Below are 25,716 nucleotides of genomic sequence, written 5' to 3' on the forward strand. Positions count from 1 at the left end.
TTTTTGCATAGCACCAATAAGATGATAAGACGAGGGTTTTATATGAATCAATATTTTTATGTACCGTAAGAAAAATACTTCCAAAGATTATTTTTTCTTTTTACTGTCAATTTATCTATTATAATTCCCCTATTTTTCCCTTAACAAACTTTAACCTCATGAAATTTTTACAATTCATTAATATTTAAGATATTTGCGCATTATTTTAAAAATATAGAATGAAAAAAATCTTTGTACTATCATTCATATCAGTCGGGTATTTCCTGAATGCGCAGAACCTGAGTAACTCACCTTATGCGACCTACGGAATTGGAGATGTAAAATATGATAATACGATTGAAACTGCCTCAATGGGAGGAATATCTACTGCTTTTATAAGTGATTTTACCAGCAGTTTCAACTTTGCCAACCCTGCCAATAATGCTAATTTCGAACTTACGAGTATAAGGCTGGAGGCTACTAATGAGAACAATTATTTCAAAACGGACTATAATAATACGAAGTCTACCAAGCACTCCACGTATTTATCTAATATTTCACTGGCTTTTCCATTATCACCAAAAATGAAAATGGGAATTTCCTATCAGCCCTACAGTTCAAAAAGCTATGATATCCTTCATGAGACAACCCTGCTTGACGGGACTATTATGGCCAGCCGTTTCAGAGGAAGCGGTACTTTGAATACGGCTCAGGCAGCACTTTCATACAAAGTCAATCAGGAATTTTCCGTAGGTTTAAGAGCCAATCTGTATTTTGGTAATCTTTATGATACGAATGAATTGGGATATTCCAATGCTGAGCTGATCAACGGATATGAGACCAAAAACAGTATCAAGAACTTTAATTTCACCTTGGGTGCAAGCTATCAGAAACTGAATACTAGCACAGATCGTAAATTCACGATCGGGGCTACCACTACTTTCGGGAATACCAGCAATATGACCACTGAATATAAGAACAGTACTTATTTCTATACTGATGGAGAAGTGAAAGCCGGAGAAAGCATCATTGAAGAGAAGAGAACAAATTCCAAGAATCTTTTACCTCTTCAAGCGTCTGTAGGGGTGGGCTATGGCAGCGAGAACCAGTGGTTCCTGTCTCTTCAGGCTGATTATAAGAAAGGGGAAACTATTTCTTATTTTGGCAATACCTTCGACTTTGAGGATTCTTACAGAATTTCTGCCGGAGGATGGTATCTTCCGAACTACAATAACTTCCGAAACTACTTTTCCAGAGTGGTATACCGGTATGGGGCATTTTATGAAAAAGGAAATTTAAAGCTTGCCGGAAACAATATCAATAAATTCGGGATCTCCGCAGGGGTACTTCTTCCGTTCAAAAATAGCAGCATTACCAGAATGAGCGGCCTTGAACTTGGAGTGGAAGTGGGTAAGCGAGGAACTTTGAATGATAACCTGATCAACCAGAATTTCATCAATTTCAGAATAGGCTTTAACTTTGCAGATAAGTGGTTCAGAAAGAACCTTTATAACTAGAATGAAGTTTTTAATAAATATATCATATAAAAATATAGCATACCTTTTTAGTTGTGCTATATTTTTTATACTGACCTCCTGTGAAGAGGATCTTACCAAGCGGAATGCCAACCAGAGCAAGAACTTTCCTTCGCAGATCATTCATCATGCCAATATCGTCCAAAGGGATTCCGGTTTTGTGACTTTAAAGGCTACAGCTCCTATTATTGAAAAGTACGAATTGATAGACAGTCCGTATATCGTAGCTAAAAAGGGGATGAATATCCAGTTTTTTGATAAGAAAAAACCAAAAGTTCCCGGAAAGATCGTTGCCAAATATGCTAGGATCTTCGAGTACAAAAAGTTTTACGAGGCTAAAGGAGATGTAAGGATTACCACCAATGAAGGCCAGAGATTCGCTACGCAAAGCATCTACTGGGACCAGAAAAAAAAGCGTATTTATACTAAAGATACCGTATATGTAACGATGGAAGACGGCTCAACTTTAGTGGCCGACCACGGCATGACTGCCAAGGATGATTTTTCGGAATATACGTTCTTCAAGAATTCCGGGGATTTCAGTACTAAACAAATTTCCGAAAAACAAAAATAATCCTGCATTTTAAACCATGAAGGAGAATTTAAGAAGTAAAAATAGTTAAGATTAATCATTTCTGATTTTTAATTATCTTACTACTCTTAAACAGCTTATTATATCTTAATGGTTCCAAAAATAAAAGTTTAAACAAACTATAGTTTATTTTAAAAACACCATAGTTATAGTAAGGCCATAAATATGATAATAAATTCTTATGGAAAATTCATTTATCCTATGATCTCAAGGGCTATCGGTTTAATGTCCGGAACCAGCCTGGACGGGTTAGATATTTGCTTTGCACAGTTTGAAAGGCAGGATACCCGGTGGAATTTTCAGATTCTTGAAGCTGAAACGATACCCTATCCTAAAATCTGGGAAGAAAAACTCAGAAATTCCATTCATTTGAATGCCGAAGATCTGTTGGAACTGAATTCCGAATATGGATTTTATCTGGGACAGCTCACTCATGAGTTCATTCAGAAGCACCAGCTTGAAAATATAGACCTGATTGCTTCTCACGGGCATACGGTATTTCACCAGCCTCAAAAAAAATTCACTCTGCAGATTGGCGATGGCAGGGCCATTAAACTGGAAACCGGGCTTCTCGTGATTTATGATTTTAGGTTACAGGATGTGCTGATGGGCGGAAATGGTGCTCCATTGGTACCTATAGGGGACGAACTGCTTTTCTCATCCTATGATACCTGCCTCAATCTGGGTGGATTTTCCAATATCTCATTGAAGACTAATAATAAAAGGATTGCTTTCGATATTGCCCCTGTGAATATTGTCCTGAACAAAATAGTTCAAAAGCTGAATAAGAACTTTGATGAAAACGGGGAACTGGCCAGAACAGGAAAAATTGATGAAAATTTATTAGCTAAGCTGGATTCATTAGAATTTTATAAACATTCTTATCCGAAATCTTTAGGAATTGAATGGTGCAACACCCATATTTTTCCTTTATTTGAGGGTATTGATGCGCTGGATCTACTGGCAACTTTTACCGAGCATGCCAGCAGGCAGATCTCCAAAGTGATCAATGAATACCATCTGAAAAACATTCTTTTTACTGGAGGAGGAACCTATAACACCTATCTGGTTGAAAAAATAAGAGAGAAAACCAAAGCAGAGATCATCATCCCTGAAAAAGAAATTATTGACTATAAAGAGGCATTAATATTTGCATTCATGGGAGTTTTAAGGCTCAATAACAAGATTAATGTCCTTTCTTCAGCCACAGGAAGCTCCACTGATCATAGTTCGGGAATTATTGTATAAAAAAACCTTCATTTCTGGAGGCTTTTTTTGACTTGTTGACAACAACACTATTGCAATTGAGTTTGAATTTTCTAAAGTAATATAGCCCAATTTTGCTTCCTAGCCAAAAACTATTGAATAAACAATAGAAAACAAGAGGCTTAAAATATACTTATACATTATTTTTATTTATTGTTTTGTAAGTATAATCTCATCTGGAAGACGCTCCGGAAAAGGGTCAGCATCATAATACGGGCAATCAGGTGTAATAATATCTGTAGTATTTACAAATCTCCAATTGAGTTTTGCTTAGATAGAATTTGTGAAACTAATTAATTCCATAAATTTTAACTTTTGCTGATTTTAAAATTGACTGAACTGCAATTAAAAAATCTTTGTAAGGAGTGTCTTTATCTCCTTTACTTAATCCATAAACACTATATTCCACAGACGCATCTATACTGCCAAACTTCAATGTTGTATAATCTCCATCAATTACTGTTTGAAAGTCATTCATTAAGTCAATAGGATTAATTTTTAAAATGGCATTTACAATTTCAATATATTCATTTTCCGGTAAGGTATATTTCTCGATGAGTTCTTTTTTCTCTTTTACCGAGTATTTTGTAATTTTTATTTCCGTATGGCTATCTCTTTTACCGAGGTCATAGATAGGTTTGAAAATTTCAATTTTAATATGAGACCCTATTACAATTGAGTTTGAATTTTCTAAAGTAATATAGCCTAATTTTGCTTCCTGACTAAAAACTATTGAAGAAACAATAGAAAACAACAAGCTTAAAATATACTTATTTATTTTATTTATTACTTAATAGGTATCATTTCCATAGCACTGGAAAAGGGCTGTCAAAAATTTATAATATAAAACCATAAAGTGCAAGGGCATATTTTCTCTTCTCTTTATAATAAGGTTTATTATATTTCACAATACACAAAGTTTGATAATATTCTTCAGATATATTTAACTTTACTCTTTGAGAGTTCTTAAATTTTTGTGGTTGTATTAGTGAATAATTAATAAATGGGTATGATGTTTTGTAAGGTAAAATCCATTTAGAGGTTTTATAGTATACTTTTTCAATATAGTTTTGTTCCAAACCATCTTTACCGGTTAAAATACCAATTATAGCATATTTTCCTTTCAAAGGACGCCTATATCCAAACTCATTACAATATTCAGAAGAAAATTCAATTGTGTCATTAATATACCTCCCTTTCAATATTTTTATTATTCTATATTTAGAGTAATATTCTCCGCCACCCATACAATAAGGCTTAGTGATCTTAGGATGACATCTATCATCTTCTTCGTTTTCTATACAATCCTTCCTTTCAGCAGGAATATAAGTGGAAGCATATGGTCTATGATGCTCTTCTATTTTTTCACCAATAAAATAAAACTGATTATTACTTTCTTGTGAACAGACATTATTAAAAACAAAGAATAATATAAAATAATACGCTTTCATAATTACTGCTTGGTAAGTATCATTTCCATAGGAAATGTGCTACCTCCTTGTGGATCATTAGGTGGATTTCTTACCCCCGTATTTTTATTGATTGTAATAACATGTTCCGTTTCATACATATTCATTTTAACCTGGGTAGGAGATAAGCTTTCCAATATCACATCAAAATTTTTATATTTCTTATAATCTTGAAAACGTATAGCAGAAATTTGAGAATGACAGTTCAATATGAAATGGACATTTAAACCGTAGTCTTTAGACAAATCATCAGAAGAGGTATCAGCTATTATTAAACCGTTTTCTTTATACTTATAATACCCCACTAGTCTATCCTCATAATAATCATCATTTCCATATTGATTGAAATGATGCTTTACTTGTTTTGTTAAAGTCAATGTGAATTCCCTGTTCCCATTTGTCCATTTCCATGTCCCTGCATATTTATCTAAAACATTATTGAGATCTTTGTTGTAATAATCTCCTGAGCTACGATCAAAATATGAGTCGCAATCAGTTAGGTTTACTATATGATTTTGTGCTTTACATTGCACAAATAAAAATATGATGGTTGCTAATAAAAATATCTTTTTCATAATTATTGATTTTAAATATTAAGGTTGAGGACATGGTATTTTCTGTATGCTTCCGTCGGGGTTCAGTGTCAATTTTTTCCATTGATTACTTTCATGCTGATATAGAAATACTGAGTTTCCATTACCAAAATCTTTAGTATTGAGCACTTTCATCATCATCTTTTCAGCCATATCTGCTGTATAATCTTGTTTTGTATTCATTTCTCCATCTTTTTCATAAATTTTTTTCATACGATCTTCTGCCAATGCCCTTCCTTCCTTTGTATTGAGATCCATTCCATCAAACAGTGCATCTAATGCAGTAATATCCTGCATTCTTAAAGCATAAGATGTGCCATTAAAATTAACTAAAAACATGGAAAACTCATTTTTCCTAAAGGGTACCAAATATTTATAATGATCATAAAAAGTTACCATATCTACAAACGAGAAAATAGGAATGCCTCCGGGACAATGATTATGCATCCCTGCTATATCGTAATTGCCTTGCATATTTTGAACCCTTTTTGTACCGTCAGCCTGAAAGTTTGCCTGGCTTTGGGTAATAGAATATGAAATCTTTCCTTTATACTTTTCTACTATTACACTTGTTTCGTGCATATCAGGATTGGGCATAGTTACCCTGTTTTTAATGCTGTCCATTTTATGCTTGAATGCTGCATCATCAGTTTTTTCCTTCAGCCTTTCACAATCTGTTTTTGGGTCTTCTACTTCAAGAGGTCCTAAATTCGGCAGGGTAGGTGTTCCGGTATTACACCCTTCCTGGGTTCCCAAAGTAGAATTAGGATTTTGTGGCTGGGTAATGATGCCGTTTCCTCCACAGGGATTATCCGGGTTGGTTCCATTGTTGGGGTTTGTAGGGTTTCCGCCTCCTGTCTCCGGGTAGGTTACTCCCGGTGTGGTTCCTGTCTCTGTACCGCCACCGCCTACCATAGTGCATACACGGGTTACCGTAATCACCAGTACAGACTGTACATCTGCCTCACAGGGGCCACCGTCTTCATCAGAAGCTTCCCCATGATGATGGGCGTTTTCACTACAGGAGGTATAATAAGAAACGGTTTTATAGTAACAGACCAAATCCTGCTTCATGGCAGAGGAATACGTTCCGCTTTCCAATGGGGTGTATTCTACCTTTCCCGTAAGGTCTACGGTTCCCCCTGTATTCATTATCTGTTTTTCCTGATCGGTAAGATGATAAGTGATCAGCATTTCTCTCCAGCTTCCATCCGAAAGAGGGCTTAATACCAGATTTTCTACAGGAGCATTAGCAGGGGCATTCTCTCTTTCTATTTTGAAAGTATAGGTATAAAAATCCGGTCCGTTCTCAATATAGATCACATCATCCGTATTGATGGAAACACCGTTTCCATAACTAATTACTTTCCCAAAAGCATTGGTCTTAACCTCAGCCTCTATCTTTTCTATTTTCGGAAGAAGCCTGTCTCTGTGTTTGCTTTGGTTAAGAGAAATTCTTTTAGAAGTTAATGAAAACGAAGCATTGGAGTTATTCAAATTATCTTCACTGAGGGTTTCTGTTCTACAGCCGAATAGCAGCAATAATGATACTGCTGCAAGCATCAAATAATTAAACTTTCTCATCATTTGTTGAATTAAATTATTTTACAAGTATACAATATTTTCTGTTTCAATAGTATAACTTTTACAAAAAAAATATTACTTTAGCAACTGAAATTACAACGTATAGTTATGGACACCATGGAAGTTATTATAGAAAAAATAAAGGAGTACCGCAAAAAGAAAGGGTTTTCCCATGAAAATATGGCAGAAGAGCTGCACATCAGCCAGGCAGCCTACAGCAAAATAGAAAAGAATGAAACGAAGCTTACAGTAGACAGGCTTTACCAAATTGCTGAAATATTAGAAACTCCCGTGTATGAGCTATTAGATGTAATACCCAACAATATTTACAACCAGCAAAATTTTTATGATGCTTCTGTAGGCTATCAGGATATTCAAAATTTATATCAGGAAAATAAAGATAAGACTGAAAAAATAGAAACTTTATATGAGGAAAGATTAAAAGATAAGGATAAAATGATTGAGCAGTTGCAAAGCGTTATTAATCTGTTAAAAAATAGTTCTACATAAAAAAGCGATCATTTTAAAGATCGCTTTCTATCTATAGTATATGAAACTTATTTATAAGCTTCTATCTTATCCGTCAGGGTATTGATGAAGTTCTGCAAAGGCTTCTCTACCATCATTTTGATAAAAGGATTGAAGTTCCCTTCAAAAAGCATCTGCACTTCAGTCTGGTTTTCATTCACCGGATTCAATGTAGCCGTCAGCGAAAAGTCAAGGCTTGAGCTTGCAGATTTTAAAACCGCTTTTTGGTCAGTAACCTCGTCTATTTTCAAAGCGATCTCAGGCATCCCCTGCAGTCCGAATTTAAAGCCGTTATCTCTGGTTTCAAATTTCTGAAGCCCATCCGGCATAAAATCTTTGTAATTTTCCGGAGATTTCAGGAGTTCTGACAATTCTTTAGATGATTTATTGACAATAATTTTTCGTCCTTCTAAATTCATTTTTTATTTTTGTATTTAAATTCTTACAAATGTATAAAGTTTTTGTGAACGAAAAAAAATTATTACTGTCGAAGCAGCCTGAAAATCTGGAAAAAAGACTTGAATATGAAAATTTCACAACTTTAGAAATCGGATTGGATCTTTTAGAGAACACATCAGCCAAAGAGCTGAATATCTATGGAGAAAATCTGGATGATATTTGGAAGGAATTTCAAAACCTTTTCAGGATCATAGAAGCTGCCGGAGGGATCGTGAGTAATCATCAGAAAGAAATTCTTTTTATCAGGAGGCTCGGCAAATGGGATCTCCCGAAGGGCAAAATGGAAAAAGGGGAATCCCGGGAAGAATCTGCTGTAAGGGAGATCGAAGAAGAAACCGGCCTGAAGGATGTGGAGCTGGGCCAGTTCATCAATACCACCTACCATATCTATGTGGAAAGGAACGGCGAAAAGATCCTGAAATGCACGCATTGGTTTGCCATGAACTTTAACGGCGAAGACACTTCGAAACCCCAGATAGAAGAAGGCATTACGGAGGTAGCCTGGAAAAATATTTCTCAGATAGAGAATGAGGTCTTTCCTAATACTTTTAAAAATATTAAGCTTATCATCAAAGAATTCCGGAGCAATACATAATATATAATACATAATAAAGCTACTGAAGTTCCTAAAAAATAAAACCACAAAAGTCACAAAAGTTTTTTTAACATATGAGTTTTTTCTGAACACTTTAGTTACTTAACTTTCAAAATCATGCTGTTTTAAAGTGTCACATAAGCTGAAGATTTTAACTTGGCTCTATTGGATTAAAAAACTAATGTGCTCTTGTATACACAACGGCACTAAGCTTTATAAAACTAAAGTGTTTATAAATACTTTTACGGTTATTAGGATAAAATTCAGATAAATTCTGCTGCTTTTTCCAGAGAAATCCCTCTTGAGGCTTTTAATAGAACATTATGGGACTGTATCTTATTCTGTTTCAAATATTCAATCAATTCATCTGTACTTTCAAAAGAAATGGCAGAAGAATTAATATTTTTGAAGTTTTTACCAACCGTGATGATCTCATTGAAACCTAGTTCCCCAGCCAGTTGTAAAATGCTTTCATGCTCCCCGGCACTCTCCTCTCCCAACTCAAGCATATCTCCGATAATAATGGTCTTACTGCCTTCAAAAGTGATAAAATTGCGCAGAGAAGCCGCCATAGAGCTTGGATTGGCATTGTAAGTATCCAACACCAATGTTTTATCCTCTTTCTTTACGATTTGGGAACGCATATTGGTAGGGGTATAGTTTTCTATCGCATGCTTTATCTTTTCAATATCAACACCAAAGTGGAGCCCCAGACTCGCTGCTGCACACAGATTGGTAAAATTGTATTCCCCGGTAAGCTTAGACAGCATTTCTACACCCTGATACACTAAACCTACGCAATGCTCTTTTGAAAACAATCCGAAATTATACTTTGAGCTTTCTTTTCCGAAAGTTATTTTGGGTTCGTACCCCTCCGTCTTTTCTATCTGAATGGCATCGTTTTCATTAACTAAAATAGTTTGATTGTGATTTTTCAGGTAATCATAAAGCTCAGACTTCCCTTTAATAACCCCCTCGAACCCTCCAAAGCCTTCTAAGTGGGCCTTCCCGAAATTGGTTATATATCCGTAATCGGGCCGGGAGATCGTACACAGTAATTCTATTTCCTTCTGGTGATTGGCTCCCATTTCTATAACGGCTATTTCATGCTCCGGTCTGATGGACAGAACCGTTAAAGGTACCCCGATATGGTTATTCAGATTACCAAGGGTATACTGAACATTAAATGTTTCTGAAAGCACCGCATGAATCAGCTCTTTGGTAGTGGTTTTGCCATTACTTCCGGTAAGTCCTATAACCGGAATACGGAGCTGGCTTCTGTGATGCATTGCCAGATCCTGCAAAAACTGCAATGTAGAGGGAACATAGAAAATATTTTTGTCTTCATTTTCAAAATCTTTCTGCTCTACAATGACTGCCAGCGCACCCTCTTCTACTGCTTTCTCCGCCAGGGTTGCCGCATTGAAACTTTCTCCCGAAAAGGCAAAAAAGATATCATCTTTTTGTATTTTCCTGCTGTCGATAGTAACGTTATTCGATCTTAAAAATAAAGGATAAAATTGTTCTATATTCATGGTTCAAAAATAAAAAAACCTTCCGGATATCCGGAAGGTTTTTTATAAGTATTTTTTGATAAATATTATCTTCTAGTTCTGCCTTTGTCATTTGCTCTGGCATCCTGAGCTACACGGAACCCAACCCATCCATAGGCTCTGTTCTGTTCTTTATATCTTCTCTGTCCCGGATCCAGCCAATAAGCCATATCCTGCCATGAACCTCCTTTGATTACTCTGATATCATTAGATACACCGGAAGTTCTTTCTTTAGTATCTTTCTGGAGAACAACTTTACCGCTTCCGTCTACAATAAATCTTTGCTTAGGAGCATTGTACATATCGTATGATGAAGTAGAGTCTCCGGCTCTGTAATATTCAAGAGAAGACTGTCTGTCCCCGTCTCTGTAATTTCTGTAGTCACCAATAGTTTCTCTTTCAAACTGTCCCGGTAAATTTTTATATACCAGCCTTCCGTCTGCTAAAGTATCATATTTAATGGTACTTTCATCTACCATTTTATAAGTACCGTCACCGTTTCTTACAACAGCCTGCGGCATATTTCCTCTGTAGTAGTTGAAATCACTGAAATCTTCATCAATAATTGGTCTGTATACATCCGCTGTCCATTCAGCAACGTTTCCGTACATACCATAGATTCCTAAATCATTAGAAGGATACTGTCTAACATCTGATGTTCTTGCAGATCCGTCATTTTTCCATCCAGGAATACCAGAATAATCTCCTTTACCCATTTTGAAGTTTTCAAGGAACATTCCTCTGTCTCTTCCTTTAGTCCCTCTAAGGTTTTCGATAGCTGGTTTTTTACTTATGTATTGGTTATATTCTCTGTTTTTCTCCATACCCAGTGCTGCAAATTCCCATTCAACTTCGGTAGGAAGCCTGAATTTCTGAACCATGGCAGCCGTAGGAGCCCTGTTAGCAGCAAGAAGTCTTTGGTTGGTCGTTTTCATACCTGTTCTTTGCTGTAACCTTTGCTCATTGATATATCCCTGCATTTCAGGATCGTTCGACTTGAACTTATCCATATTGAACGCAGTTCCTCCCTGGTTGTTAGACTCATTGATATATAAATCCTTAGCAATGATCCCTGCCTGCATTAAGGCTTTCTCGTTCGCTCTGTCCGTTAACCACTCGCAGTATCTGTTTGCCTGGATCCAGGAAACCCCTACTACAGGATAGTAATCGAATTCCGGAGAACGGAAATACGTGTCATTGTAATCATTTCTTGATAGTTTGTTCTCCCATAATAAGGTATCCGGCAATGCTCCATTGTAGATCTCTTTAAAACTAGGATCACTTGGTGGGAATACATACTTCAACCATGTAAGGTATTCACGGTATTCGTAATTAGTAATTTCTGTTTCACCGATGAAGAAAGAACTTACCTGCATTCTGCGAGGAGAGTTATTCCAATCGTGCATAACATCATCTTTCACTAATCCCATTGTAAAAGTTCCACCTTCTACATATACCATCCCCGGCCAACCTTTTTGCTTTTGTTGCTTTCCTGCAAAAAACCAACCTTGTTTTTCGTTTGGTTTCCAACCTGTTTTGCTGACAAATTTTTTAGTACCGCCACCTTTGCTGGTTCCTGAACCACCGCAGCTGGTTAATGCAAGTGTAGAACTTAATGCTATTAATGAAAACAACTTTAGTTTTTTCATAGTCGATATAAATATTTTCAAAGTACAAAGAAAAAATAAATTATTCAATAAATCAAGTAAAGATTTGATTTTTTTGAAAAACGATAACAAATTAATTTTATTGCATTGCAAATTAATTATAAAATTTTCATTTATTTTGTAATTTAGAAATTTCAAAAACAAATATGAAACAAAAAATCACGCTTTTATTTCTAATTTCTTTTGTATCAGCACTTTACTCTCAAAGGGTAAATATTGAATGGGAAGGCTCTAAAATCCTCGATTTTGGTGATACAAAATTAAATCTTCCAAATTTCAAAAATGAAGGTTTTTCTTTCAGCCAAAATAACATTTTTATACAAACTAAACAAAAAATAGGAGAAAAGCAGTTAAAAGTTTCAAATCCGGTTTGGGAAACGGTTTCCAACAGGGAACTATATGAGATCAATAAAGACCTGCTTCCTGATTATGAAGTGGCAGATGTTTCCTATTATTATCAAGAAGGTGAAAGATATGCAGGCATCAATGTTTCTTTATTCAAAAACGTAAAGGGAAAAATACAGCGTCTTTCCTCATTCGAAGTTTCTGAAACAACAGAATCCAAAAATCTGGGTGCCTATAAAGTAGGAACAACAACCAATCCGCTATCCAGTGGTAATTTTTATAAGATAAAGGTTGACAAATCCGGTATTTTTAAAATCACCAGCCAGTTTTTAAGAGACATCGGGATTAACCCCGCTTCGGTAAATCCAAAGAATTTAAGGGTGTATGGGAATGGAGGCATCATGCTTCCCGAACATAACCAGGATATAAAATACAGCGCATTACAGGAAAATGCTATTGAAGTAATAGGTGAAAGTGACGGAGTATGGAATGATGGGGATTATGCCCTGTTCTATGCCCAGGGGCCTAATGGATACAATCTCTATGACAACTCTAATGGGAGCGGTTTTAAAAGAAGGGATACCCGAAATGACAGAAGCAACAACGTCAAAAATATCTACGAAGATTTTTCCTATTATTACATTAATGTAGATAAAGGTGCAGGAAAAAGGGTTCAACCTGTTGATATTACCCTTCCTGCTAACTTAATTACACGATATGACAGCTATCAGGTAATCAATAATGATCAGAAAAACCTCCTGAATGTAGGAAGACTATGGGTAGAAAATACCCCTGTTATTACCGATAAGGCAGTAACTTTCACTACCAATTCCCCGATACAGGGCGGAGATCAGATCAGATACAGGGCACAGGTTATAGGCTTCAAGTCCCAGCAAAACAGTATTGCTTTTGATATCAATAATCAAAACCCTTTATCTGTAAGTGTTCCGCCCAATTCGCCTACTTACGCTTTCGAGTTTTTCCCGGCAAGGTATTCCGGGATCATTACCAATTTACAGGGAAGTCAGATTTCAATCAATCTTAAACCCAATATTGCAACCAATCCCAATGGGGCATTTTATATAGATTATGTAGAAGTACAGTATAAGGAAAACCTTGCATTCAATGGTTCTCAGATGAATTTCAGGGATTTTTCTCTTGTAAGCGGAAGCAACACGGATTACGGATTCAGCATTACCAACGCTTCAGGAATAGAGCAGGTGTGGGATGTTACGGATATTACCAATGCCAACAAAAGGGTGAATAAGGCGACCGGAAATTCTTTTTTTAATTTCGGTTATACTACTTCGGATCAGAATTTCAATAATGAATTTGTTGCCTTTAGGGCTGATGCAGCCTTTAGTCCACAATTTGTAGAAAGAATAAGCAACCAGGATCTTTCCGCATTGCAAAATGTAGACTACTTAATCATAACGGTTCCGGAAATGATGGGGCAGGCTCAGCGGTTAGCCAGTTATCACCAGACCAAAAATAATTATAATGTACAGATAGTAGATGCAAACAAAATCTATAATGAATTTGGCAGCGGCAGCAGGGATCTTACTGCAGTAAGGGATTTTGTCACAAAACTGAATACTCCTCTCGGAGCTTTAAAATACGTATTCATCTTAGGAGATGCTTCTTTTGACTATAAAAACAGGATTGCCAATAATTCCAATGTTGTTTCAGCGTATGAAAGTGAGGATTCCGCAGATTTCATCAGCTCTTTTGTGACAGATGATTATATTGTAATGACCAAGCCCCAGACCACTTCTTTTATCACAAATAACCTGCCCGACCTTCCGGTTGGAAGAATTCCTGCCGCCAACGCTACGGAAGCAGCCCATATGATAGATAAGACCCTGGCCTATTACAATGCGTTATCCGGGCAGTCCACTCCTTTCGGGGAATGGCGTATGAAACTGGATTTTGTAGTGGATGACGATCATAATGAAGATGCGAGCAGCCCCATACCGTTTCATACTTTCATGAATAATTCTCTGGTGAATATTTTTGAACAGCCGGGAAATAATCTAAAGGAATATAACGTAAGAAAACTATATCTGGATGCTTTCCAGGCACAAAGTACCGCAGGCGGACAAAGATATCCTCAGGTAAATCAGGCTATTTCCAACGATATCGGAAACAGTCTCTATCTCTTCTATTTCGGGCACGGAGGCATTAACGGATGGTCCCAGGAGAGGGTGCTTACGTCTGATGAAATTCAAAACTCCAACAATTTCTCTAATGTATACAGCAGATTCCCTTTCACATCAACCATTACCTGTGAGTTTACCTTATGGGATGAACCGGGAACATTTTCAGCCGGGGAACGATTCATTAAGCTGAAAGATGGCGGGGTTTCTACCATGATCACCTCAAGCCGTGCCGTAAGTATCGGGTATGGTATTGACTTCACTAATTTATATACTCAGGAAATGTTCAGGCTGGTAAGTGATGATTTTACATCTTTAGGGAATGCCTACCTTAATGCTAAAAAGCTAAAGGGAAGCGATCCCAATCACCTGAAGGTCAACTTCCTTGGCGATCCGGCTATGAAGCTAAGCAGACCTCAAAGATTACTGGTGATCGATAATATTGAAACTCCGGTACCAGGACTAATCAGAGGATTGGATTTTGTAAAAGTGAAAGGACATATCAATAATCCCGGAGGTACCCTGAATACTTCCTTCAACGGAAGAGTGGTGATCAACATTTTTGATAAAAGACTTAATAAACACACACTGAATAATGACGGCGGTATGACCGTATTGAATTATACCGAGGAAGGAAGCGCTATTGTAAAAGCTTCCGGAACGGCTGTAAATGGTGTCTTCACAGTAGAATTCTATGTTCCGAAAGATATCAACTATGCCGTAGGCTCTGGAAGAATACTGGGGTATGCAGATAATAAGGCTATGGATGTATTCAATAATCAGGCTGTACAGGTAGGAGATATAAATCCTAACGGTATTAATGATAATGAACCCCCGAAAGTAAAGCTGTATATGAATAATACCAACTTTGCAGATGGGGGTATTACAGATCAGAATCCTATGCTTCTCGCCTGTGTTACGGATGATACGGGAATCAATTCTACAGGTTCCGGTATCGGGCATGATATTACGGTGTACCTGGACGGGCAGATCATCAATACGATCGTACTGAACGATTTCTTCTCTTCCGGAGAAGGGAACGGATGTTTAAATCCAAGTCTGGCAGACTATCAGAAAGGAAATGTAACCTATCCTTTCCGAAATTTAGCTATCGGACAACATCAATTAACATTTAAAGTTTGGGATATAAACAATAATTCGACGACTGCTACGTTAAATTTTGAAGTTAAGGATGAATCTGACCAGCATTTGATCATCAACAGACCGCTAAACTGGCCAAATCCTTTTACAAACAAAACGTATATTCAGTTTGAACATAATTGTGATGATATTTTGGATGTGAATGTTCAGATCTATACGATAACAGGAAAACTGGTGAAAACAATATCGCAGACGGTAATGGCAGAACCTTTCCTACAGGGCTTTAGAACGCCTCGCCAGGCTATTGAATGGGACGGAAGAGATGATTTTGGGTCAACTGTTGCAAAAGGTACGTATATTTTTAAGATATTTGCAAAAAGTCAGAATCAAGAAAAATGTAAAGGAAGTGCCACAGCTGTAGAAAAAATGGTACTTTTGAAATAATTTTAAAATAACTCAGACAATAATATTAACGAAAAACTGATAATATATAAAAAACAACATATGAATTTAACTACTAAACTGTTATTAGGAATTGGTTTAAGTGCTGGTTTTTTAGGCTATTCGCAGGATTTGAGTAAAGTAAATCCAGTGCTTACCGGAGCTCCTTTTCTAAGGATCGCACCGGATGCCAGATCCGGAGGTATGGGAGATCAGGGGGTGGTTACCTCTCCCGATGCATTCTCACAATTCTGGAACGCAGCGAAATATCCTTTTAGCAGAACAAGTTCTTCCGTAGGGATCAACTACACTCCTTACATGGGAAAACTTACCAATGATGTATTTTTACTATATGGTGCATTCCATAAATTTTTAGGCCAGGAAGAAAGATCTACTATTTCCGCAAGTATTTACTACTTTAATATGGGAGAAGTGGATCTGACTCAATTGGTGGGTAATGAGGTAGCTCCTATGGGTACATCAAAACCAAACGAATTCTCAGTTGACGTTGCTTACGGACTGAAGCTTTCCGACTCCTACTCTATGGCTGTAACCGGTAGGTATATCCGTTCAGACTTAGGCGGAAGTTTCAATACCGATAATACCATTAAACCGGCAAACAGTTTTGCAGTAGATGTTTCTGCCTACTATACCTCTCCCCGGTTCTCCAGTTTCGGAGGGTATGACGGTAAATTGAATGCAGGTCTTGCTATTCAGAATTTAGGTCCTAAATTAGACTATACGGGAGATGAAGAATCAAGATCCTATCTTCCTACCATGGCCAGATTAGGTATCGGATACGATATGTACCTGGATGACTTGAACAAAGTAGGATTAAGTGTTGAAGGTTCAAAAATCTTAGTTCCGGGATCTGAATTTACCGGTAATTATGATGCTAACAGAAAACCTATTTATGAAATTCCTAATGTGGGTGTGATGTCCGGTATCGGGAAATCTTTCAAAAATAAGAACAGTATCATGTACAGTGCAGGTCTGGAATATTCTTACGACAATGCATTTGCAGTAAGAGGAGGATATTTCCACGAAAGCGAGGAGCAGGGAGCAAGACAGTTTGCTACAGCAGGTATTGGGTTAAAATACCGTTCCTTCGGGCTGGATGTTTCTTACCTGATCAATATGTCTAAAATTAATACCGCTTTGGATAACACCCTTCGTTTCGGACTAACCTGGAACATTGGTGAAGAAACCTCTAATGTGGATAATTAAAAAATAGTATAGAAAAATATAGAAAAGCCTCATAAAATGAGGCTTTTCTGTTTTTATATATCAACAGATCAATCAAAAAGCCAATAATGAATCATCATTAAATATATCCCCCCTACCTTATTACCGGACAGCATTCCCCTCCAAAGGAGGGGTGGCAAAAATTCAAAAGAATTTTTGACGGGGTGGTTAAAAAACTCCATTGTCAATTTTAATACATCCAAAAATTCACCATTTACACACAAAGTAAAATTGACAATTCACATTTAACTCTTATTTTTGCAGTATGAACTACGCAGCAGAACTCAAAAAATTTGTAACCAGCCAATATGTATATTCTGCCATCAGGATTACACTGGCCACCGTTCTGCCCTGCCTAGTTCTGGCTCATTTCGGAGTTTTAAAAGAATTCTTCTTATTTCCTCTCGGGACAAGCTTCGTTGCCCTTACCGATCAGCCCGGGCCTTTTATCCGCAGGAGAAATTCGTTAATCTTTGCCATTTTCTGCTTTATAGTTGTTTCCCTTATCGCGAGTCTGGTAATGAATATTAAAGTTCTGGTTATCCTTGAAATCATTATTTTCGGGATGTTTTTCTCATTGATCGGGGTATATGGCCAGAGGCTGGCAGCCGTGGGTTCATTATCCCTGGTGGTACTTGCCATCTTTATTGACGGGCATCTTACAGGAAGTAACATCTTCAAAAGCCTGCTTATTTTCGCTTCGGGATGCATCTGGTTCTTATTGATCTTTCTTATTGTAACCACAATCCAGCCCTATAAACTGGCCAGCCAGATGATTGGCGAGAATTATCTTCAACTGGCCGAGTTCTTAAGGATCAAAGCTAATTATTACCAAAAAAATCCTGATTTCGATAAGCTTACCACACAGGTCATTGCCAAACAGGTAGGAATTAAAAACCTGCAGGAAGAAACCCGGGAAACCGTATTCAAAACAAGGACCATTGTCAACGAGTCTACAACCACCAGCCGTTTATTAATGCTGATGTTCCTCAATTCAATGGATCTTCATGAAAAACTGATGACCTCGGAAAGTGATTATCAGAAACTGCAGCAAAGCTTTGAGGACAGTATGATCCTGGTAAATATTCATGACTATCTCAATCTGCTTTCTGAAGAGATCACCAATATCGGTATTGCACTCCAGAGCGGTACCAGAGCCAGGCCTATGTTCAATACGGAACTTGAACTTAAAAATCTTAATTCTCATTATTTCGAACTCAGAAATAAGCAGCTATCCCCTGATAATCTTGAAAATTTCATGATCCTGCGCCAGATCCTGATGCGTATCAATGAAATCACCAAGGAGGTCAACGAGATCTATAAAGTTTTTTCGCAGGATGTAAAGCTGGCCAAAAGCCTCTCTACAGGATTGGACCTGAGGAAGTTCATGCCTAATGAAGAAAAACTGAATTTCAAAGTATTAAGGACTAATATTTCACTTTCTTCATCACATTTCAGGCATGCTATAAGGATCACCACAGCTTTACTGCTTGGGTATCTGTTCTCATTCTTTCAGCTTTTAGGAATCGGGCATACCTATTGGATACTCATTACCATTGTAGCCATTTTAAAGCCGGCTTATTCCATCACAAAACAAAGGAATCTTCTCCGTCTTTACGGTACTATTGCAGGAGCCCTAATTGCTTATGCGATTTTATATTTTATAAATATTAATGGGGTTTTATTTTCCATTCTGCTGCTCAGTATGATCCTGTGTTTCAGCTTACTCAAAGGACGGTATTTTTGGGCAGTGCTGTTCATGACGATCTATATTTTCTTAAGCTTTAATTTCCTTAATCCGGGAAATGTGAATGTCATATTTAAAGACAGGATCATAGATACCATTGTAGCCGGAATTATCGCTTTTGCCGTTTCCTATATTGTTTTGCCCGTATGGGAGCATACCCAGAATCTGGATCTCATGAAAAAATCTGCAGAATGTAACCTGATCTATTTCCAAAGTGTTGTTTCCAAATTCCTTCAGGAGGATGTGGATATTGAGGATTATAAAATGAAGCGCAAAAATGCGATCATTGCCCTGGCCAATCTTTCGGATAACTTCCAGAGAATGATCTCCGAACCTAAAAACCAGCAGAAAAAACTGGAGGTGGTTCATCAATTTGTGGCTACTTCACATCTTATTACAGCTTATACCGCTTCTCTTTCACAGTATTCCCAGAACAACAAAGAATTTCCCGAAATAGATACGGAAAGTTGGAGCCGGAAAATAGAAGCGGAAATGATGCAGACCGCCACCCTTTTAAAAGGAGAAAAGATCAATGAAACCTTAAAGATGGAAAGCCGTCTGGAACCGGAAGACTCATCTATTGAAGACCTGCTGTTGAAAAGAAAAACGGAAATAGAGGAAAATGATATTGTAGACCGAAGGGATCCAGATAGGATCTCCCATTTAACGGAACTGAAAAACATCCACGATATTCTGGAACTTATTTATGATGTAACCAAAGAACAGCGAAAAGTAATTGAAAAATACAGCAACGAAGCTGAATCTACTCTTCCACAATCGTAAAACAATATTCATCAAAGAACTCCACCCTGGCCCTGAACTCATCTGAAAACTGGTCGTCATATACCCTGCATTGGATGTGATGAAGGTGTTTCAGCTCAAATGGCCTCACTTCATAGTTTTTCTTTAAAGACCAGTATTTGGAATGATGGATCTTGTACATGCTTTCTTTTACACTCCAGATAATGGTATAAAAGGTGTCTGCCTTATCCTCAGGTATAAATCCCCTTTCGTTCTCATAGGTGAACTTATCGATTACCCTTAATATTTTCGGATTAAACTTTTCAATATCAATTCCGATCTTATTTTTTGAGATCGCTATAGAGGCAAAAGGAAAAGAATGGGTAATTGAAATTTCAGCATCCTGAGGAAAAAGAAAAGGCTCCCTTTCTTTATATAAGATCTTAGACTCTGGTTTCAGGCTTTTCAGCAGTTTCCTTACCATCAGAACCTCCAAAAGCTTCTTGGGATGGTAATCTTTTACTTTTTCAGCATTTTCAGGTTCTAAAAGCTCATCCATATTCAACTCGTCATTCTCATCGTACTTCCATACGAGAATGGTGGCATTGTCATCAGAAAAATCTCGATAAAGGGGCATATTTTTGGTCAGCAGGATTTTAGTTTGTAAATTTGCAAAAAATTTTTCAGATAGATGGAAACAACAACTCAATACGTTCCTTATAAAGTAAAGGATATTTCCCTGGCAGAATGGGGAAGAAAAGAAATTACTCTTGCTGAAGCAGAAATGCCTGGTCTGATGGCGATCCGTGAAGAATACGGACCATCTCAGCCACTTAAGGGAGCAAGAATTGCAGGATGTCTTCACATGACGATCCAAACGGCTGTGCTTATCGAAACTTTAGTAGCTTTAGGCGCTGAAGTTACCTGGTCTTCATGTAATATTTTCTCTACTCAGGATCATGCTGCTGCTGCTATTGCTGCTGCCGGAATCCCTGTTTATGCATGGAAAGGTTTAAATGAAGAGGAATTTGACTGGTGTATTGAACAGACTTTATTCTTCGGTGAGGACAGAAAACCATTGAATATGATCCTGGATGACGGTGGAGATTTAACGAACATGGTTTTTGATAAATACCCTCAGTTCACTACAGATATCAAAGGGCTTTCTGAAGAAACTACAACCGGAGTACACAGATTGTACGAAAGAATGAAAAACGGAACTTTGGTAATGCCTGCGATCAACGTAAATGATTCGGTTACCAAATCTAAATTCGATAATAAATACGGATGTAAAGAATCTGCAGTAGATGCTGTAAGAAGAGCAACAGATGTTATGCTTGCAGGAAAAAGAGTGGTAGTTTGCGGATACGGAGATGTAGGTAAAGGTACTGCTGCTTCATTCAGAGGGGCCGGTTCTATTGTTACGGTTACTGAGATCGATCCGATCTGTGCTTTACAGGCTGCAATGGACGGTTACGAAGTTAAAAAATTAGATACTGTTGTAGATAATGCAGATATCATCATCACTACTACAGGGAACTTCAACATTGTAAGAGGAGAGCATTTCCTTAAAATGAAAGATAAGGCTATTGTTTGTAACATTGGTCACTTCGATAACGAAATCGACATGGCTTGGTTAAACAAAAACTACGGACATACTAAGTCTGAAGTGAAGCCACAGGTAGATATCTATACTGTAGAAGGTAAAGAAATCATCATATTAGCTGAAGGTAGATTGGTAAACTTAGGCTGTGCAACAGGACACCCAAGTTTCGTAATGTCTAATTCTTTCTCTAACCAGACTCTGGCTCAGATCGAATTATGGAATAACTCTGCGGCTTACAAAAATGAAGTGTATATGCTTCCTAAACATCTGGATGAGAAAGTAGCTGCTTTACATCTTAAGAAATTAAGCGTAGAATTAGAAACCCTTTCTTCTGAACAGGCTGAATATATCGGTGTAAATGTAGAAGGACCATTCAAGCCGGAGTATTACAGATACTAGATTGCTATCCTGAATAATTTATTACAGGATCTTAAATACTATAAACTCTCCATTTTTTGGGGAGTTTTTTCTTTTTGACCACCCCGCCTTTCAGGCACCCCTCCAAAGGAGGGGAATGGATACAATAAAATTCCCATATTTTAGTTGTGACATACAATCAATTAAAAATGATATATTTGATTCTTTAAACAAAAACATTATAATTAATGAAAAAACAAAGAGTATCAAATGCATTCGTGGCGGCGTCATGGATCGCATTGGGAGCAGGAATGGTCGGCTATATTGTAGGTCTTGCAAGGGCTGAAATGCAGCTTAATGAGAAAGGATATTATTTCACTATTCTTCTTTACGGTCTATTTGCCGTAGTTTCTTTACAGAAAGCCGTTCGTGATAAACTAGAGAGTATCCCGGTTACAGATATTTATTATGGGATCTGCTGGTTTGCCACCATCTCATCCATTGTATTGCTCACAATTGGATTATGGAATGCCACTCTTCTCCCGAGTGAAAAAGGGTTTTATGCATTTGCATTTTTACTGGCACTTTTCGGTGCGATCGCGGTGCAGAAAAATACCCGTGACAATATGATACAGGAATAAAAAATAATTTAAAATAAAAACGCTCCGAATGGAGCGTTTTTTTATTGATCATATTGATTGGGGTGCTGTGCTTTAATATCGTTTACAGTTCCCAATACCTTATCTTTTAAAGAATCCTGATAGTGCTGAAGTTTTCCGGCAATGTCCTTATCCCCGCTTCCTAAGATCTTTGCCGCTAAAATCCCGGCATTTAGAGCCCCGTTCAAAGCCACAGTTGCTACGGGAATTCCACCCGGCATCTGAAGAATGGATAATACGGAATCCCAGCCGTCAATGGAATTGCCTGACAGGATAGGAACTCCGATCACAGGCAAAGTCGTACAGCTTGCTACCATTCCCGGAAGATGGGCTGCACCGCCGGCTCCGGCAATGATCACTTTTAATCCTCTTTCCTGTGCTGTTTTTGCATAATCGAACATCCTTTCCGGTGTCCTGTGAGCTGAAACCACTGTAAGTTCATACGGGATATTTAAGCCTTTTAAAAAACCTGCTGCCTGTTCCATGATCGGTAAGTCGCTCTGACTCCCCATAATAATTCCTACCATTTTCAATTTATTAGATGTTCAAAGATAATCAATTAAAATATGTTTTTAGAGTTTCCCGGATTACAACAAAATTGTAAAGAAGCTAAAAGGCTAAAAAGTAAAAAGGCAAATTGATAAAATGTTAACGGCAAATCGTCAGTTTACAAATTCACTACTCACCATTGACGATTCACTTTATTCACTTTTAATATCTTTTGGTTGAAGTATTGAATAAAGCTTAATATCTTTGTACCATCACTTCCTGTATATTTTGAAAGACTATAAACTTATACTCGCCATCTTTACCGTTGCTATTGTCTGGGGTACTACATTCCTCGCCATCCGTATTGCAGTAGAAACCATTCCGGCATGGTTTGTAGCCGGGATCCGCCAGTTTCTGGCAGCTATTATCATGTTTCTTTTACTGATCTATAGAAAACAATTCAGATGGATCGGATGGAAGAATTTAGGATATCAGATCATTTTCTCCATACTGATGCTTATTATCGCCAATGGGATGACGACTGTAGCAGAAGAAACGGTAACAAGCAGTTTAACCTCCCTGATCAGTGCCTGCTCTCCTATCGCAGTTTTTCTGGGAAGTCTGGCTTTGGGACTTCAAAAATTCAGTTTCAGGGCATTGGCCGGGGTATTGATGTGCTTCAGCGGCATTCTTTTTATTTTTTGGGACGGTATTAATGATCTGAGGAATCCGGATTATGCATTGGGAATTTTCTTCCTGTTTATTGCTATTGCAGGATGGGCATCGGGAACTATTTATACGAAGAAACTAAATATCCAGAACGGAAATATCTCATTAAATCTTTTTTACCAGTTTGCATTTGCCGGAATTGTACAGATCATTTTGGCCTTTCTGTTTTCTGAGGATTATAATTTCGGGAACTGGAGCACCAGAAGTATTTCGGCTATGCTTTACCTTGCTGTTTTTGGTTCTGTTGCTGCTTTCTTTGCTTTTCATTATGCATTGACGAAAATTTCCCCGGTTCAGGTTTCTATTCTCGCCTATATCAATACCATTATCTCTATATTTTTAAGCTGGCTGATCCTGGATGAAAAAATTTCCGCTAAATTCCTTATTGCTGCAGTTTTGATTATCTTAGGGGTGTTTATTATCAATTATAATCCTGAAATGTTTAAAAAGAAAAAGATTGGTTAAATAATGCTTTAATTATGGTTGAAAAAAGAAAATTTAAGTTTATTCTTTTTATTATGTTATTGTTTTGGGGAACGCAATTAAGCTATGCATGTGATTGTGATTCTCAGGGAAGTTTTTTAACAGTTGCCTCAAAAACTGAATTTGTAAGTCTAGTTAAAATAAAAAAATATCTGACTTTCAAAAAAATCTATACCGAAAAAATACCAACGTCTATGGAAGTTGAGATAATTCAAATTTTTAAAGGGAAAGAAACAAGAAAAAAAATAATTGTCTGGGGAGATAATGGAAATTTGTGCAGACCTTATCTTTCGAAATTTAGGGTTAACAAACATTATGTGATCGCATTTTATTCAGGAATAAAAGGAAGTGATGATTTTGGTCATAAAGGTGAAAAAAACAATGACTATTTTATTTCAAGTTGTGGCGAATATTGGTTAGATGCAGATATTAATGAAAGAAATGCTCAAGGCCTTGTTTTGAATGATAAAAAAAGTATTAGTTTTAAGGAATTGGATGTATTTTTCGATAAAAATTAAAGGTATAATCTTTTCTGTTTTGGCAGGAGATAGAAAACAATTACATACCTTATGTTAGAATAACAATTCATATAGGTTTTGTGATACTTTTGGCTGGAAGACAAAAAATTAAAAGTAGAAAAAAAGACCGCTTTCGCAGTCTTTTATGATTATCATTCGGATATCACTCTTATCATCCCCTTCACTTTAATCAGCTTCTCCATCAGTTCCTCCCGGGAATCAGCGAGAACATTGATATGCCCCATTTTTCTGCCCGGCTTGGTTTCTTTCTTACCATACAGATGAACATAGGTTTTGGGAAGCTTCAGAACATTTTCCATCCCTTCGTAGATTACTTTTCCGGCATGGCCTTCTGCTCCTACAAGATTCAGCATTCCGCTGTAGGTTATGGTATCCGTATCGGCTAAAGGCAAATTCTTTACTACCCTGTACATCTGCTCAAACTGTGAATTGACGTTTCCTTCCTGGCTTTGATGTCCGGAATTATGTAATCTGGGAGCTGTTTCGTTGACCCAGACCTTTCCTTCTTTATCCAGGAAGAGCTCGATGGCAAAAAGCCCCGGAGAATTTACCGCGTTCAGGAATTTCTCTGTAATCAGACTGATCTGCCTCTCCACATCTTCATTAAGGAAAACCGGGCATATATTGAAATCCAGCAGGTTCAGTTTAGGATCTGCCATCATTTCCGTTACCGGGAAAGTCTTCGTTTCTCCGTTTTCATTTCTGGCTACGATCACGGAAAGCTCTTTATCTATATCTACCAGGCTTTCTATTACCGAGGGATCTTTCCACAGATTCCGGTAATCTTCTTCAGTCCTGATCACCTGAACGCCCTTACCATCATAACCGCCGGTATTCATTTTCTGAACAAAAGGCAGCGGCATGATGATCTTCTCATCACCGTTCCAGACCACCTGGAATTCCGGGCTGGGAATATTATAGGTTTTATAGAATTCTTTTTGAAGGATCTTCTGCTGGATCGTTTTGATGATTCTGGAATTCGGGACTACTTTTACACCCTGATTTTCCAGCTCGGCCAGCGCATCTGCATTCACGTGTTCAATTTCTATAGTAACCACATCTTTGTCTTTACCGAAATTCAGAACGGTTTCATAATCATTGAAATTCCCCTGCGTAAAGGATGATATGTTATGACATGGTGCATCAGAAGCCGGATCGAGGGTATAAAATTGGTCATCGTACTTCAAGGCACTCTGTATAAGCATTCTTCCCAGTTGTCCGCCTCCTAAAATTCCTATTTTCATTTTTATTGTATTAG

General features: G+C 37.4%; 22 protein-coding genes. 12 read left to right on the forward strand and 10 right to left on the reverse strand.

Annotated features, from left to right (window positions below):
• The first annotated feature begins 218 nt into the window (after positions 1–218).
• The 3 genes from HNP38_RS06065 (at position 219) to HNP38_RS06075 (ending at position 3,354) form a co-directional block, all read left to right on the forward strand.
• The gene (locus tag HNP38_RS06065) at positions 219–1,496 is read left to right on the forward strand and encodes a hypothetical protein (RefSeq protein ID WP_184185983.1); all 1,278 of its coding nucleotides are present in this window, start codon (positions 219–221) and stop codon (positions 1,494–1,496) included.
• 1 nt (position 1,497) lies between these two features.
• Positions 1,498–2,088: an LPS export ABC transporter periplasmic protein LptC gene (lptC, locus tag HNP38_RS06070; RefSeq protein WP_184185986.1), complete on the forward strand. Its 591-nt coding sequence runs from the start codon at positions 1,498–1,500 to the stop codon at positions 2,086–2,088.
• A 183-nt stretch (positions 2,089–2,271) separates the two neighbouring features.
• On the forward strand, positions 2,272–3,354 hold the full coding sequence (locus tag HNP38_RS06075) for an anhydro-N-acetylmuramic acid kinase (RefSeq protein WP_228460967.1): 1,083 nt from the start codon (positions 2,272–2,274) through the stop codon (positions 3,352–3,354).
• A gap of 307 nt (positions 3,355–3,661) precedes the next feature.
• On the opposite strand, the gene HNP38_RS06080 is transcribed toward HNP38_RS06075, so the two are convergent.
• The 4 genes from HNP38_RS06080 to HNP38_RS06095 all read right to left on the reverse strand — a co-directional run bounded on the left by HNP38_RS06080 (position 3,662) and on the right by HNP38_RS06095 (position 7,021).
• Complete coding sequence (locus tag HNP38_RS06080; protein ID WP_228460969.1) at positions 3,662–4,129, reverse strand: hypothetical protein; 468 nt, start codon at positions 4,127–4,129, stop codon at positions 3,662–3,664.
• 79 nt (positions 4,130–4,208) lie between these two features.
• Positions 4,209–4,823: a hypothetical protein gene (locus HNP38_RS06085; protein WP_184185992.1), complete on the reverse strand. Its 615-nt coding sequence runs from the start codon at positions 4,821–4,823 to the stop codon at positions 4,209–4,211.
• A gap of 2 nt (positions 4,824–4,825) precedes the next feature.
• Complete coding sequence (locus HNP38_RS06090; RefSeq protein ID WP_184185995.1) at positions 4,826–5,416, reverse strand: DUF6705 family protein; 591 nt, start codon at positions 5,414–5,416, stop codon at positions 4,826–4,828.
• Between the two features lie 18 nt (positions 5,417–5,434).
• The gene (locus HNP38_RS06095; RefSeq protein WP_184185998.1) at positions 5,435–7,021 is read right to left on the reverse strand and encodes a hypothetical protein; all 1,587 of its coding nucleotides are present in this window, start codon (positions 7,019–7,021) and stop codon (positions 5,435–5,437) included.
• A 105-nt stretch (positions 7,022–7,126) separates the two neighbouring features.
• Between HNP38_RS06095 and HNP38_RS06100 the strand changes: the two genes are divergently transcribed.
• The gene (locus HNP38_RS06100) at positions 7,127–7,528 is read left to right on the forward strand and encodes a helix-turn-helix domain-containing protein (RefSeq protein WP_228460971.1); all 402 of its coding nucleotides are present in this window, start codon (positions 7,127–7,129) and stop codon (positions 7,526–7,528) included.
• Positions 7,529–7,575: 47 nt separating this feature from the next.
• On the opposite strand, the gene HNP38_RS06105 is transcribed toward HNP38_RS06100, so the two are convergent.
• Positions 7,576–7,965: an SRPBCC family protein gene (locus HNP38_RS06105; RefSeq protein ID WP_184186001.1), complete on the reverse strand. Its 390-nt coding sequence runs from the start codon at positions 7,963–7,965 to the stop codon at positions 7,576–7,578.
• A gap of 29 nt (positions 7,966–7,994) precedes the next feature.
• Between HNP38_RS06105 and HNP38_RS06110 the strand changes: the two genes are divergently transcribed.
• Positions 7,995–8,600 carry an NUDIX hydrolase gene (locus HNP38_RS06110; protein ID WP_184186004.1) on the forward strand — a complete coding sequence of 202 codons (606 nt, stop codon included), beginning with the start codon at positions 7,995–7,997 and terminating at the stop codon, positions 8,598–8,600.
• Between the two features lie 263 nt (positions 8,601–8,863).
• Here the strand turns inward: HNP38_RS06110 and HNP38_RS06115 are convergent, their stop codons facing one another.
• Both HNP38_RS06115 and gldJ read right to left on the reverse strand, forming a co-directional pair.
• The gene (locus HNP38_RS06115; RefSeq protein WP_184186007.1) at positions 8,864–10,135 is read right to left on the reverse strand and encodes a UDP-N-acetylmuramoyl-tripeptide--D-alanyl-D-alanine ligase; all 1,272 of its coding nucleotides are present in this window, start codon (positions 10,133–10,135) and stop codon (positions 8,864–8,866) included.
• A 65-nt stretch (positions 10,136–10,200) separates the two neighbouring features.
• Positions 10,201–11,802 carry a gliding motility lipoprotein GldJ gene (gldJ, locus tag HNP38_RS06120; protein WP_184186010.1) on the reverse strand — a complete coding sequence of 534 codons (1,602 nt, stop codon included), beginning with the start codon at positions 11,800–11,802 and terminating at the stop codon, positions 10,201–10,203.
• Positions 11,803–11,966: 164 nt separating this feature from the next.
• Here gldJ and porU point away from each other — a divergent pair, with 164 nt between their 5' ends.
• The 3 genes from porU to HNP38_RS06135 all read left to right on the forward strand — a co-directional run bounded on the left by porU (position 11,967) and on the right by HNP38_RS06135 (position 19,638).
• Positions 11,967–15,866: a type IX secretion system sortase PorU gene (gene porU / locus HNP38_RS06125; protein WP_184186029.1), complete on the forward strand. Its 3,900-nt coding sequence runs from the start codon at positions 11,967–11,969 to the stop codon at positions 15,864–15,866.
• A gap of 60 nt (positions 15,867–15,926) precedes the next feature.
• A complete protein-coding gene (porV, locus tag HNP38_RS06130) occupies positions 15,927–17,090 on the forward strand; it encodes a type IX secretion system outer membrane channel protein PorV (protein ID WP_184186032.1) in 1,164 nt (387 codons plus the stop codon).
• Positions 17,091–17,373: 283 nt separating this feature from the next.
• Positions 17,374–19,638 carry an FUSC family protein gene (locus HNP38_RS06135; protein WP_184186035.1) on the forward strand — a complete coding sequence of 755 codons (2,265 nt, stop codon included), beginning with the start codon at positions 17,374–17,376 and terminating at the stop codon, positions 19,636–19,638.
• On the opposite strand, the gene HNP38_RS06140 is transcribed toward HNP38_RS06135, so the two are convergent.
• Entirely contained in the window at positions 19,619–20,233 is a 615-nt protein-coding gene (locus HNP38_RS06140; RefSeq protein WP_184186038.1) for a 4'-phosphopantetheinyl transferase family protein, read from the reverse strand. The genes HNP38_RS06135 and HNP38_RS06140 overlap by 20 nt on opposite strands.
• Before the next feature lie 54 nt (positions 20,234–20,287).
• On the opposite strand from HNP38_RS06140, the gene ahcY reads away from it, so the two are divergent.
• Together ahcY and yiaA are read left to right on the forward strand one after the other, a co-directional pair.
• Positions 20,288–21,601, forward strand: coding sequence for an adenosylhomocysteinase (ahcY, locus tag HNP38_RS06145; protein WP_184186040.1), 1,314 nt, complete (start codon positions 20,288–20,290; stop codon positions 21,599–21,601).
• Positions 21,602–21,807: 206 nt separating this feature from the next.
• On the forward strand, positions 21,808–22,200 hold the full coding sequence (yiaA, locus tag HNP38_RS06150) for an inner membrane protein YiaA (RefSeq protein ID WP_184186044.1): 393 nt from the start codon (positions 21,808–21,810) through the stop codon (positions 22,198–22,200).
• A 41-nt stretch (positions 22,201–22,241) separates the two neighbouring features.
• On the opposite strand, the gene purE is transcribed toward yiaA, so the two are convergent.
• On the reverse strand, positions 22,242–22,745 hold the full coding sequence (purE, locus tag HNP38_RS06155) for a 5-(carboxyamino)imidazole ribonucleotide mutase (protein ID WP_184186047.1): 504 nt from the start codon (positions 22,743–22,745) through the stop codon (positions 22,242–22,244).
• 250 nt (positions 22,746–22,995) lie between these two features.
• On the opposite strand from purE, the gene HNP38_RS06160 reads away from it, so the two are divergent.
• A complete protein-coding gene (locus HNP38_RS06160; RefSeq protein WP_184186050.1) occupies positions 22,996–23,901 on the forward strand; it encodes a DMT family transporter in 906 nt (301 codons plus the stop codon).
• Between the two features lie 14 nt (positions 23,902–23,915).
• Positions 23,916–24,437, forward strand: coding sequence for a hypothetical protein (locus tag HNP38_RS06165; RefSeq protein WP_184186053.1), 522 nt, complete (start codon positions 23,916–23,918; stop codon positions 24,435–24,437).
• Positions 24,438–24,589: 152 nt separating this feature from the next.
• Here the strand turns inward: HNP38_RS06165 and HNP38_RS06170 are convergent, their stop codons facing one another.
• Positions 24,590–25,702, reverse strand: coding sequence for a 5-(carboxyamino)imidazole ribonucleotide synthase (locus HNP38_RS06170; protein ID WP_184186056.1), 1,113 nt, complete (start codon positions 25,700–25,702; stop codon positions 24,590–24,592).
• Between the last annotated feature and the right edge of the window lie 14 nt (positions 25,703–25,716).

This window comes from Chryseobacterium defluvii, assembly GCF_014204415.1.
GTDB lineage: Bacteria > Bacteroidota > Bacteroidia > Flavobacteriales > Weeksellaceae > Chryseobacterium > Chryseobacterium defluvii_A.